12 protein-coding genes are annotated in these 12,327 nt (G+C 56.7%); 1 reads left to right on the forward strand and 11 read right to left on the reverse strand.

Translation table 11 applies throughout. From position 1 onward, the window contains the following. The 5 genes from HKD31_RS15085 to HKD31_RS15105 all read right to left on the reverse strand — a co-directional run. A partial coding sequence (locus HKD31_RS15085) for an efflux RND transporter permease subunit (RefSeq protein WP_194265646.1) occupies window positions 1–3,018 on the reverse strand: 3,018 nt, incomplete at its 3' end. Then, window positions 3,018–3,992, reverse strand: a complete 975-nt coding sequence (locus tag HKD31_RS15090; protein ID WP_112210250.1) for an efflux RND transporter periplasmic adaptor subunit — start codon at window positions 3,990–3,992, stop codon at window positions 3,018–3,020. The genes HKD31_RS15090 and HKD31_RS15085, both read right to left, overlap by 1 nt. 12 nt (window positions 3,993–4,004) lie before the next feature. Continuing rightward, a protein-coding gene (locus HKD31_RS15095; RefSeq protein WP_099046888.1) for an IS5 family transposase occupies window positions 4,005–4,753 on the reverse strand; the annotation gives its coding sequence in 2 pieces (ribosomal slippage) (window positions 4,005–4,462 and window positions 4,462–4,753; 750 coding nt in all). 140 nt (window positions 4,754–4,893) lie between these two features. After that, window positions 4,894–6,336 carry a TolC family protein gene (locus HKD31_RS15100; protein ID WP_019088956.1) on the reverse strand — a complete coding sequence of 481 codons (1,443 nt, stop codon included), beginning with the start codon at window positions 6,334–6,336 and terminating at the stop codon, window positions 4,894–4,896. Continuing rightward, the gene (locus HKD31_RS15105; RefSeq protein ID WP_010516881.1) at window positions 6,329–6,979 is read right to left on the reverse strand and encodes a cation efflux transmembrane domain-containing protein; all 651 of its coding nucleotides are present in this window, start codon (window positions 6,977–6,979) and stop codon (window positions 6,329–6,331) included. Before HKD31_RS15105 ends, HKD31_RS15100 begins: the two co-directional genes overlap by 8 nt. A 73-nt stretch (window positions 6,980–7,052) precedes the next feature. Between HKD31_RS15105 and HKD31_RS15110 the strand changes: the two genes are divergently transcribed. Beyond that, window positions 7,053–7,451 carry a MerR family transcriptional regulator gene (locus HKD31_RS15110; protein WP_003618791.1) on the forward strand — a complete coding sequence of 133 codons (399 nt, stop codon included), beginning with the start codon at window positions 7,053–7,055 and terminating at the stop codon, window positions 7,449–7,451. A gap of 265 nt (window positions 7,452–7,716) precedes the next feature. Here the strand turns inward: HKD31_RS15110 and HKD31_RS15115 are convergent, their stop codons facing one another. From HKD31_RS15115 to HKD31_RS15140, 6 genes are all read right to left on the reverse strand, one after another. Continuing rightward, a complete protein-coding gene (locus HKD31_RS15115) occupies window positions 7,717–8,796 on the reverse strand; it encodes an ArsO family NAD(P)H-dependent flavin-containing monooxygenase (protein ID WP_034927498.1) in 1,080 nt (359 codons plus the stop codon). Window positions 8,797–8,804: 8 nt separating this feature from the next. Further along, window positions 8,805–9,503, reverse strand: a complete 699-nt coding sequence (gene arsH, locus HKD31_RS15120) for an arsenical resistance protein ArsH (protein WP_034927494.1) — start codon at window positions 9,501–9,503, stop codon at window positions 8,805–8,807. A 25-nt stretch (window positions 9,504–9,528) separates the two neighbouring features. Next, the gene (locus HKD31_RS15125) at window positions 9,529–10,824 is read right to left on the reverse strand and encodes an arsenic transporter (protein ID WP_034927490.1); all 1,296 of its coding nucleotides are present in this window, start codon (window positions 10,822–10,824) and stop codon (window positions 9,529–9,531) included. Beyond that, window positions 10,824–11,246 carry an arsenate reductase (glutaredoxin) gene (arsC, locus tag HKD31_RS15130; RefSeq protein WP_034927487.1) on the reverse strand — a complete coding sequence of 141 codons (423 nt, stop codon included), beginning with the start codon at window positions 11,244–11,246 and terminating at the stop codon, window positions 10,824–10,826. The genes HKD31_RS15125 and arsC overlap by 1 nt, the downstream gene beginning before the upstream one ends. Next, a complete protein-coding gene (locus HKD31_RS15135) occupies window positions 11,243–11,596 on the reverse strand; it encodes an ArsR/SmtB family transcription factor (protein WP_034927484.1) in 354 nt (117 codons plus the stop codon). Before HKD31_RS15135 ends, arsC begins: the two co-directional genes overlap by 4 nt. A gap of 77 nt (window positions 11,597–11,673) precedes the next feature. Next, the coding region (locus HKD31_RS15140; protein ID WP_194265645.1) for a VIT1/CCC1 transporter family protein at window positions 11,674–12,327 on the reverse strand (654 nt) is incomplete at its 5' end.

The following is a 12,327-nucleotide window of genomic DNA, read 5'->3' on the forward strand; positions in this document are numbered from 1 at the left end:
AATGACAGCTGCCATAGGTCCTTCGATTTCCCGCCCAGGCGCATTCATATCAACAGCCAGAGGCGCCAGTCCAAGCGCCGTAACGAGCGATGTCATGAGTACGGGGACGACGCGGTCTCTGGCCCCCCGGAGCGCTGTTGTTACTCCCCATGTGAGATGTTCCCGCTCGACCAAAGTCTCAAAATGCGAAATCATCATCACCGAATTCCGAAGCGTAATCCCGAATAGAGTAACGAAGCCGACTGTTGCCCCAAGAGTTAGCGTTGTGCCGGAAACAATGATTGCCAGAATGCCGCCGACAAATGCGAAGGGAAGATTGACGAGTATCAGAGCGAGATTGCGCCATCCTTGTGTGATTATTGAGAGCAGAATCATGACCGCTATGGCAGCGAGCCCGGAATTTATAAACAGTTCCTTGCGTGATTGTGATTCAGCTTCCGCTGCGGATGTAAACTGAACGTAGGTTCCAAGAGGCAGTTTGATATTTTTTGCTATAGCCGTGCGTGCGTCCTGAACGAAAGATTGAGCTGATCGTCCTGTAACATTTGCGGTGACAGTCTGTGTTCTCTGTGCTCCCAGATGTGACACCTGATAGCGACCGTTCGTCTCATATATGTCTGCGACAGCGCGGAGTGGTACGTAGTTTCCGTGAACAGTATGCAGTGGCAGGAAGCCGACAGACGCAACATCATTACGACTTGCGTCATCAAGACGAACCATAACATTAAAAGCCGCAGAACGCTCGTATATCTGCCCCACGGTTTCACCCTGCCAGGCTGTATGGATGGATCGGAGTACATCCGCCGACCGAAGCCCCCAGCGCTCCAGATCAGCAGGGCGTAGCCGAATAGCAAGTTCCGGAACACCAGGGGGTGCTTCTATCCGGACATCTGTTGCGCCATGTATCTGATGCAACATGCGGACAATATTATTTGCCTGGATATCCAATACATCCAGATCATCGCCAATAATATTGATTGCCACAGCCGAAGACGAACCAGAAAGGGTTTCGTTTACGCGCATCGTCAAAAAACTACTGACAGAAAAACTGGCCCCAACGAACCCGTCAAGCGCTTTGCGAACGCGGGCATCAATCTGTCGGGAAGCCTTCCCATCCACCTGATTCAAATCAACCTCAAACTCGCTGGTATGTGGTCCATACGTGTCCTCATCCAGCGAGGCGCGTCCGACTCTCTGAGCAACCGAACGGATTTCGGGAAGCTGACGAAGTTTTTCTGTAACCTGTCTACCTAATTTCAGAGACTGTTCCAGGGAAGTCCCCGGAGCAGCCGTCATATGAATGATAAGGTGACCTTCCTTGAAATCAGGAATGAAATCGCTTTCAAGGAATGGAAGGGCCGCAAACCCTATCAAGGTGGTCAGGATCATCCCGCCTATAACAAATCGGGGATGGCGCATTAATCTGGCCAGAAGACATTCATAAGCTCTGGCGGTCCATCCTGCCAGGGGGGGCTCTCTCCGGGTTTCTCCAGGCGTCGCCAAGAGCCATGCGCAGAGTGCAGGTACAACGGTTACAGCAGCGGCAAGAGAAGCCATGACCGCAAGAACATAAGCTGTTGCCAGTGGAGCAAACAGTCGTCCCGAAAGTCCGGGAAGGGCGATGACAGGCAAGAAAACGATAATGACAGCAAAGGTCGCGTAAACCACTGCACTGCGGACTTCAACGCATGCATCGAGTACGACGCGCGCTGTAGATGCGGGCTGGACCAGAAGCCGGTTTTCACGCAATCGGCGTGTAACATTTTCGACCCCGATCACGGCGTCATCCACGACCTCGCCGATGGCGATAGCAAGCCCCCCCAGGGTCATGGCATTCAAAGTAACCCCGAGTGTCTCCAGCAACGACAGGGCTATCAGAATAGCCAAAGGTATGGTGGCGCAACAGATTGCAGCGGTTCGCAGGTCAAAAAGGAAAAGAAAGATTACGGCAACCACTAGAAAACCGCCCAGAAGCAATGCTCGTGTGGCATTCCCCAATGCGGTCGTAATGAAATTGGCGGGTCGGAACAGGTCAGCATGCAATGTAATCCCCTGTCCCTGCAATTGCGGGCGGAAATCGGTAAGTGCCGCCTCGATTTCCCGGGTCACAGCCATCGTATTGGCACCGTACTGTTCCCATATATTAACCACAATGCCTGTCTTTCCCTCGATACTGGCCGCGCCGAAGGCGGGAATAGGGGCTTCAGTTACAGTGGCAATACTGCCCAGTGTGACAGCACCATTATCAGAGCGGACAATCACAGTGCGGGCCAGACTTTCTGGCGTCAGGGCCTGACCGTCAGACTGAAGAACGACTCTTTGGTTCGGGGTATCAATAAAGCCGGCCCCCTGTATGCCAGTTGCTTCCTGGGCAGCCGCAAGGACGTCATCAAGTCCGATATGATGCAAGATGAGTTGGTCTGGATGTACCTGTATCTGGAGTGACCGACGCTCCCCGCCAAACACACTGACTCCAGCCACACCAGGCAACGCCAGCAGACGCGGCCTTAATGACCAGTCAGTAAGCGTGCGCAACTGCATGAGGGACTGTTGTTCCGACGTCAGACCAATCACCAGTACCAGACCGGCGGATGAGGTCAGTGGCGTCATAGTCGGAGCATGAACACCGGCTGGCAATTGCTGTGCAACAACATTCATTTGTTCCCCGACCAGTTGCCGGGCGCGATAAATATCGGTCGATGTCGCAAACAGGACGTTGACGACTGACAGTCCCTGAATCGAAGTCGATTGCACGCGCTGAATACCCGGGAGGCCGGTCAGGGCAATTTCCATTGGGCGACTAACCAATGTTTCGACCTGTTCCGGCGTAAAACCAGCGGCTTCGGTCTGGATCGTGACCCGTGGCGGAATGAATTCCGGAAACACATCATAGCTGGCATGTCTCAAGCCATACAGGCCATAGAAGAACAACAGACATGCGGTTGCGATAACCACGCCCCGGAAGCGGATCGAAAACCCGATAATAGCTGCCTGAAGGCTGAAAGAACGTCCCGTCATCAGTCGTCATCGTCTCCTGATTCAAGCTGAGCTCGGAATTCTTCAGACAGAAGTAATTGCGTACCCTCTACGACGATTTGCGTTTCGTGTGTGATTTGTCCTGGAGTATCTTGGATCAGGTAGCCACCTTCTCGGTCCGGCACGTCGGTCGTAAGGGGTAGGCGTGTAAATTTTCCGTGTCCGTTATCACGGTATATCCACGACTTACCTTGCAGCCAGATAATAGCTGATGCAGGTATCCGGATACCGGGACGTTCCTCTTCGGTAGGCAGGAGAACGGAAACATTCATGCCCGCGACAAGCTGACTTTCAGCCGACGCAAAATAGAAAAAGCTACGCCCCTGAATAGCAGGATCGGTCATGGTTACAGGAGACAAATAGTGGAGCATTGTCCCGTGTCCACCCGTGTTTCCATAATCGGTCACATCCGCCTGACTTGGTGGGGTTGGTAGATCCGTATCTGGTGGAAGGGTCACCTTGACCAAGACCACTTGTTGTTGAAGTAACTGTGTAATGAAAATTGTATTTTTTTCGGTAGCGTCAGATATGACCGAACCAAATTGCTGTCTGATAATATTAAGTGCGTTATTCACCCGGACCTGTTCTGCTTTTACCATAGCTGAGTTGGACTGAAATCTGGCTGTTGTCTCCTGGAATTGTTCCTGAGAGATATTCTGCCGGTCGCGATACAGTCCTTTGTCACGATCGAGTTTCGCACGGGCAAGCGTCTGCTGTGCCTGCATGCTCTCCAGCCGCGCTTTCATGTCAGCATAATCACTAACAAGAGTGATAAGTTGTGTTGCGTTCAGAACGTAACCATAGGCGGGAACCAACTTTCTCCAAGGCACGATGCTGGGTCGTGCAGAAGCGATGCCACTCTTCGTAACTGCTTCCGGGGAGACCGTCACGGTCGCCTCTTCGCCAAGAACCGAAACTGGTGGATCATCATCATCTGCAATAGCAATGTCCGCCACGTTTAGGGCCTGTTAGCACTTGATCCAGTCTGCGGCGGCAGCGATGTGGATGACCGCGAGGAACGAGGTTGCTGTTTTTTCGTATCTGGTTGCGACAGCGCGCCATTCCTTGAGACGAGCCCAGAGGTTCTCCACAAGATGTCGGCATCGATAGGCCCATTTGGGACAGGCGACCGGCGCATCGCGTCGTTTCGCGGGAATGGCCGGTCGGGCTCCCATGTCCCATATCCGTTCACGAAAGGCGTCTGACGCGTAGCCTTTGTCCGCCACGACCCACAGGGGAACAGAGGGGAGATCGTCGAGCATGGCTGGCGCCAGTGGCAGTTCATGGGCCTGTCCGGGTGCCAGAGCGAAACCAATGGCTTTTCCGTGTCCGTCCGCGATCACGCACACTTTTGTGCCATAGCCGCCGCGAGAGCGGCCAAGTGCTTCACGATGGTCTCGCTCTTCGAAAGAGGCCCCTTTTTTTGGGCTCCCGCCGCCTTGTGGTGAGCCCTGATGTTCGTGCCATCCAGAAAAGTCATGCCCAGCGCCACTCCGTGGTGGTCCTGAACCAGTTCGAGCAGGCGTTCCCACACCCCCAGTTTCGCCCAGCGGATGAAAAGCTGCGCCGCCCGCCACCACGGACCCAGCTCAGCGGGGATACTTCGCCATTTCGCACCATTCTCATGACGCCAGAAGATCGCTGCTATCGTACGCCGCAGATCATGGGGCGGTGTCTTGCCCCTTGGCCGAACCGCCTCAATCAGCGGTTCCCAGATCGCCCATGTCTCATCAGTGAAAGTGCCTGTTCCGTCTCCTTCTTCAATCCATACAATATAGGAAGTATTTTAAGATCTAACAGGCCCTAGAACTAGGAAGACAGAAAGACCTACAAGAGGCAGCCAGAAGGCCCTCGCTTTCATGGTGAGTTCCTTTGGTTATTTTCAAGCAGGCCGGAAACCTGCGCGGCACTGGTGTGATCAAAAATGGGCTGCTGCATGCCATCTTCGATCTGACCTATGGCTTGCCGTTGCTGAATTTCTGCTTCAAGAAGAGCGGTCTCTGCTTGAATCTGCTCTATATGAGTCATAACCATCGTTGGTCGGTCGATTGCGCCTGACTGAAGGCGGTGCTGCATCTGGTTCAGCCTTACCCGTACGGTTTTGGCAAGTTCATCCGCCTGTAGCAGAATTGATGTCGTGCCGCGGTAATTGGCCGTAGCCTGCGAGATGGACTTAAACACCGTGTTCTCTGCACGCCGGAGACGAGCCGCCGCCTCATGCTCCTGCCCAACAGCTTCAGCTATGGGGCCTTCGTTCTGATTGAAAATCGGAATTTGCAGAGAGGGATTTACCTCAAAGCGATTTGAAATATCCCAGTTATAGGCGGGACTGATGGTGACATCGGGATAGCGTCGGGAAACTTCGACCCGTAGAGCCTGTCGGGCGGCGTCATAAGACGCAAGAAGTTCCCGCAGATCCGCGCGTTGCATTACGGCTTGGTATCTCATGTCCTGTGAATCGCGGTATTCCATGAGGTCGGGACAGACATCAAATGCTTTTGTATCAAGAGCAATGGAATCAAGTGCTTCGGCAGGAACCCCGATTGCTCCTGCCAGAGCTGCCTTACGGACGGCATACTCGCGCCGCAGATCACTGACAGACAACTCGGCATGGATCATTTCCGTCCGTACCTGCGATATTTCGAGAGCGGATGCTCGCCCCTGATCAAAACGTGCCTGTTCCAGGGTAAAGAGTTCGCGTTTAGCTGCCGCAGTCTCTTCCACAAGCTTGAGGCGCCCGGATACAGCCCAGACGCCGAGAAGAGCAGACCGCGTGTCGCTGCGTAGTTTCCATGCAGTATTGATGACTTCCCATTGCGCGACGGCAGCCCGATATCTGGCTTCTTTGATACGGTGATAACGCCTGCCGAAAAATTCGATCAGTATTGACGCGCCGTAGCCGACGTAATGAGCCGATGGGCCACCCAGCACCGTGAAACTGGGATTGGGCAGTTGACCGGCTGTCTTGATTCCAGCGCGAGCCGTTTCCAGTTCAGCTTTAGCTACAAGGATATCGGGATGAAAATACAAGGTAGCAAGCGTCAGGCGAGTGATGCCCCATGCGTTTTCCTGACTCGATACGTTTGGTCCGAGAACTTTTGTAATGAATTCTTGCAATCCGGCATCCGTAAATTGACGGCTGGAAAATTTCTGGACATCTGATTCCGGCGAAATATTTGAGTGATCACTATTTGTACAGCCACAGAGCAGGGGAAAAATCAGGAGAATGAATGCCGCATTATAGCGTGTGCGTCTCCTTACCTGCTTAATATATTCTAGAGTATTATATGATTTATACATTGATATGTCGTGATATATCTGATTTGTTATCTGTTAGTTCTACTCTCGATTGTCGCATAATCTGCACACCTCCACTAATACCAAGCATCGCAAGGATGGCAGCTACCGCAATATCCGGCCACGCAGAACGAGTGCCAAACACGCCCAGAGCTGCCAGCACAACGGCAACATTTCCGATCGCATCATTACGAGAGCAGATCCATACAGAACGGCGGTTGGCATCACCTTTCCGGTGTGTCCATAATATGAGGGCACAGGCCAGATTGACCGCGAGGGCAAGCAGACCAATGCCGCCCATTGCGTCTGGGTGAGGCGGATGGTTGCTGTTCATTACTATCCACCCAGCATTGGCCATTACCCATAGCCCAGCCATGAACAGGGTCAGGCCTTTCAGAAAGGCCGCGCCAGCTCGCCATCGCAATGCCATTCCGGCAACACTGAGGCTTATTGCGTAGTTGGCGCTGTCGCCAAGGAAATCAATCGCGTCCGCCTGTACGGATGCAGATCCAACCGACACGCCAGCCCCAGCTTCAACGGCAAACATGCTGGCATTGAGAAAAAGCGCGATCAGGAGCGCTCTCCGCCATGATTTATTGATTGGTAGCGGCGTATCTGTGCATCCACCACAGCATCCTCCTGCCATCCAGCGCCTCCCTGACGAATCATCTGTTTTAATGTATGCTCCCTGTAGCAACTACAGGGTCAAGAGGCAGGGAATGCGATCGATTGGTGCCTTGGGGAAGGCGACGAATACCAAAGTCGAGACGATCCGCTATTACGAACGGATCGGTCTTCTGGCTCCGCCACAGCGGACCGATGGCAATTATCGCACTTATGATGATGAGGCACTCGCGAGACTGTCTTTTATTCGTCGATCTCGGGATCTGGGTTTTTCATTAGACCAGGTAAGAGCTCTATTATCCCTAACGGATCAGGGAACCCAGGATTGTAAGACAGTTGATAGAATTGCTCGTGACCATATGGCAGAAATTGAGCGCAAAATTGCGGATCTCATCGCATTGCGCCATGAACTTTCTACGATGATAGAATCATGCGGGGGAGGTAATATTTCAGAATGCCGAATTATTGAAGCACTTTCTCCGTTTGATAATTAGTTCTCCTGACTTTTTTCGCAGCCAGTCGATTCTGCATTTGACGGAAGATTACCCGAAATAGTTATGCGGCCTCATCCTCACGTGTCAGAATCTGAAAAATCCTCATGGAAAATTCAAGGACTATACGTGCTCCCATGGTGGCAGTTTATGATCAGGCCAGTTCTGAAGCAGACATTCGGCTTCCCCCCCTAGTCCGCCTGTCTGCTCAGTGATGTAGGAGCAGACAGGCGGCAGTCGCCGTCATGTCGGTCGTAAAGAGAGTCGCTCAAGGTTTTGGTAAGCGGACATCCTGTGTCGGTGATGCAAGCCAGTCCGTGAGTTGCCGGATCATGGATCGCGCGACACGGCCCGCCCCCAGGAGGGTTGCGGATGCGGGACCGCACCAAGAGCCATATCCCAGCAGCCACAGGCGTGGCTCCCTGATGGCCTGCTGCCCGTTCACGTGGATCAGCCCGTCCGGCTCGATCACGTCGAGTGGTGCAAATGCAGAGAGCGCGGGACGGAAGCCTGTACACCAGATGATCGCGTCAATGGCTTCTTCCTGTCCGCCGGGCCAGACGACGCCCGTAGCCGTCATGCGCACGAACGGGCGCACCGCGTGGAAGACACCGCGCTCCCGGGCGGCCCGTACGGGCGGCACCATGACGATATCGCCAAAGCCTCCTGTCGGCATGGCGCCGGCGTTGCCCAGGACACGTGCGGTCGCCCGTTCGAACAGAACCCGTCCATCCACATCGTCGGGCAGGAATACCGGATCCTGCAGCGTCACCCACGTTGCGTTCGCGAGCAGTGACACTTCCGCCAGAATCTGCGCCCCGGAGTTACCGCCACCGACCACGAGCACGCGCCGACCGGCAAAAGGTGCGGGGATCTGATAGTGCGCGGAATGGATCTGCGTCCCGCCAAAGAATTCATGCCCCGCGACATCAGGAATGAACGGGGCCGACCATGTGCCGGTCGCACCGATGACGGCGCGGCTCAGAAAATCGCCCGCGTTTGTGCGGATATTCAGGAATTTCCCACCGGCCCGTTCCACGCGCCCGACCGTTACAGGACGGCGGATCGGCGGGGTGTAGCGCGCCTCGTACCGGCGCAGGTAGTCCAGCACCTCGTCACGGGTCGGATAGCTGCCATCCGGTGTGTCTGGCATCGGCCAGCCGGGCAGCGAACTGTAGGACGCCGGCGAGAACAGATGCAGGGAGTCCCAGCCATGCACCCACGCCCCTCCCGCCTGTGCGCCGTTGTCCAGAATGACATAGGTCAGCCCGGCCCGGCGCAGGAAATAAGAGGCGGCGAGTGCTGCCTGACCACCCCCCACGATCACAACATCGAACTGTTCCGCCATTTCCCGGCTCACAGCTTTTCAGGCAGGCGGTGTTCTGATCTGCGCTCGCTGTAGCGATCGACAAGGTAGTCGGCCCGGTCCCGCAGCAGCCAAGTGAACTTCATCAACTCCTCCATGACGTCCACCATCCGGTCATAAAGGGGAGACGGTTTCATTCGGTCGTCGTCACCGAACTGGGTGTAGGCCATCGGCACGCTGGACTGGTTAGGGATGGTGAACATCCGCATCCATCGGCCCAGCACCCGCAGGGCGTTGACGGAATTGAAGCTCTGTGACCCGCCGGAGACCTGCATGACAGCCAGCGTGCGGCCCTGTGTGGGTCGGATCGAACCTTCCGTGAGGGGAAGCCAGTCGATCTGGTTCTTGAATACTGCCGTCATGTTGCCGTGGCGTTCGGGGCTGCACCAGACCTGGCCTTCCGACCAGATCGAGAGTTCACGCAGTTCCTGCACCTTCGGGTGCGTGGCCGGTACGGAATCCGCGATCGGAAGACCGGTTGGGTCGAACACCCGTGTCTCGGCCCCCAGTACGTTCAGGATGCGTTCGGCCTCCAGCACCAGCAGGCGGCTGAAGGACCGAGGACGCAGCGAGCCATACAGCAGCAGGATGCGTGGTGGGTGGTCAACCCGTGGTTGCGGTTCCAATCGTGCGAGATCGACCTGTTCGAGATACTCCGGGTGCAGGGCGGGCATTTCCGGTTTGGACATCGTTCCGTCAGATCCTTCGGTCTTGTCAGGGATGGCTGATCAGGGGCAGCCACAAGGCCAGTGCGGCAAGTGTGACCAGCAGGACGGGTGGCGTGATCACCAGACCCACCGTCATGTATTGCCCCCAAGTGACCCGATGGTTTTTGGATGCCAGCACATGCAGCCACAGCAGGGTGGCGAGACTGCCGATTGGCGTGAATTTCGGCCCGAGGTCACAGCCAATGACGTTGGCGTAAACCATCAGATCGCGGGTCAAAGGCGTAATGTCGTGCGCCTGCTGGATCGCCAGCGCGCCGATCAGAACGCTGGGCATGTTGTTCATAACCGACGACAGGGCTGCCGCCAGAAAGCCGGTGCCAAGCGTGGCGGTGAACGGACCCTGATGGCCAAGCCAGACCAGTGCCGCCGCCAGATGATCGGTCAGCCCGGCATTGCGCAGTCCGTAGACCACCAGATACATCCCCAGCGAGAAGATCACGATCTGCCACGGGGCGTCGCGCAGCACCCGACGGATGGGAATGACCCTTCCATATCCAGCAACTGCCAGCAGGGTAATGGCAGCCAGGCAAGCCACGATACAGACCGGAATATGAAATGGCGCGGTCAGGAAATAAGCCGCCAGCACCAGGGCCAGCAGCGGAAAAGCCGCGCGAAACACAAGGCGGTCACGAATGGCGGTGGCGGGTGCTGGCAGTTCGGCGACGGGATAGGTCTGGGGCACCTGCCGCCGATACCAGAGCCACAGCACGGCAAGTGTCGCGCCAAGGGCGGCCAGATCGACGGGGACCATGATCGCGGCGTAGCGGTCAAAGGGAATGTCGAAGAAATTGGCGCTGACGATGTTCACAAGATTGGAAATTACCAGCGGCAAGCTGGTTGTATCCGCGACAAAGCCGGTCGCGATAATAAAGGCGAGCGAAGCGGCGGGGCTCAGGCGAAGCTGGGTGAGGATGGCGATGACGATCGGTGTCAGCAGCAGGGCCGCGCCATCATTGGCGAACACGGCCGCGATGGCCGCCCCCAGCAGCACAATCAGCGGGAACAGCGTCCGGCCTCGCCCTTTGCCCCAGCGCACGACATGCAGGGCGGCCCAATGGAAGAACCCGGCCCCATCCAGGAGCAGCGAGATGATGATCAACGCGATAAAAGTAAAGGTCGCGTCCCAGACGATGTGCCACACGACAGGAATATCGTGCCAGTGGATGACACCGGTCGCCAGTGCCACGGCGGCACCGGCTATCGCACTCCAGCCGATGCCCAGACCCCGTGGCTGCCAGATGACGAAGACCAGTGTTGCAATGAAAATGGCAAGGGCCAGCATCAGACGATCCGTTTCCCGGCCTCATCCACGATCTTCTCGCCGTCCTCCTTGGCGAAAGCACCCTTCTGTGGCGTGGGTAGAATGTCCAGAACCACCTCGGAGGGACGGCAGAGTTTCACGCCAAGCGGTGTGACAACGATGGGCCGGTTGATCAGGATCGGGTGTGCGATCATGGCGTCGATCAGCGTATCATCGCTCAGGGCCGGATTATCGAGGCCGAGTTCATGAAAGGGCGTGCCCTTTTCCCGCAGGACCGTGCGCACCGGAACCCCCATACGGGCGATCAGATCGACCAGTTCCGCACGGCTGGGTGGCGTTTTCAGATATTCGATGATCGCGGGCGCGATTCCCGCATTGCGGATCAGTGCCAGCACGTTGCGCGACGTGCCGCAGGCCGGATTGTGGTAGATGGTGACGGTCATGGGCAGGATTCCGGGGACGGACAGCTGGAGGACAGGTTTGCGATCAGGGGCGCGCAGAGTTCTGGGCTGCCCGCACAGCAGTCCCTGACGAGGAAAAGCATCAGGCCCCGCAGGCTCGGAAGACAGGCGCGATAGACGATCAGCCGGCTGTGGCGCTGCGAGGTCAGCAGGCCCGCGCGTGTCAGGGTGGCAAGATGGGCCGAGATCGTGTTCTGCGGGACATCAAGGTGCCGCGCGACGTCCCCGGCGGGCAGCCCGTCCGGTTCGTGGCGCACCAGCAGGCGGAAGATCTCCAGCCGCGTGGACTGGGACAGGGCGTTGAGGGCCGAGAGTGCGGATTCTGTATCCATAAATCGACGATCACGGATATATGGGATGAAGTCAAGACCACCCAGGACATGCCTCGTTCAGAGCTTGGAACGCGGCGTCACACGCCGAACAGGCGGCCGATCCCGCCCGTGACGATCATTGCCACAATACCCCAGAACGTCACACGCAGTGCTGGGCGCAGAGGCGCTGCGCCGCCGGCAATCGCGCCAACGACCCCCAGAACAGCGAGAAGCACGACGGACGTCAAGGACACGCCCCAGGATACCCACGCCACGGGGGCCAGAACAGCTGCCAGCACGGGCAGTAATGCTCCGGATGAAAAGGCGGTTGCCGAGGCGAATGCCGCCTGTATGGGTCGTGCCGCCGTGGCCTCGGACAAACCCAGTTCATCCCTTGCATGGGCACCGAGCGCATCATGCTTCATGAGGGCAACGGCGACCTTGCGCGAGAGGTCTTCATCCAGCCCTCTCTTCTGATAAATCCCGGCCAGTTCGGTGACTTCGCCCTCCCAGTCCGTGACCAGTTCCTGTTTCTCGCGGGCGATGTCGGCGTGTTCAGAATCGGCCTGGGAACTGACCGAGACATACTCGCCCGCCGCCATGGAGAGGGCGCCTGCGACAAGTGCGGACAAACCCGCGATGAGAATGCTGCCGCGTGTCGCATGAGAACTGGCAACGCCGACGATGAGGCTGCCGGTCGACAGCGTTCCGTCATTGGCGCCGAGAACAGCCGCACGCAGCCATCCCAGTTT

The organism is Gluconobacter potus, from assembly GCF_015244705.1.
GTDB lineage: Bacteria > Pseudomonadota > Alphaproteobacteria > Acetobacterales > Acetobacteraceae > Gluconobacter > Gluconobacter potus.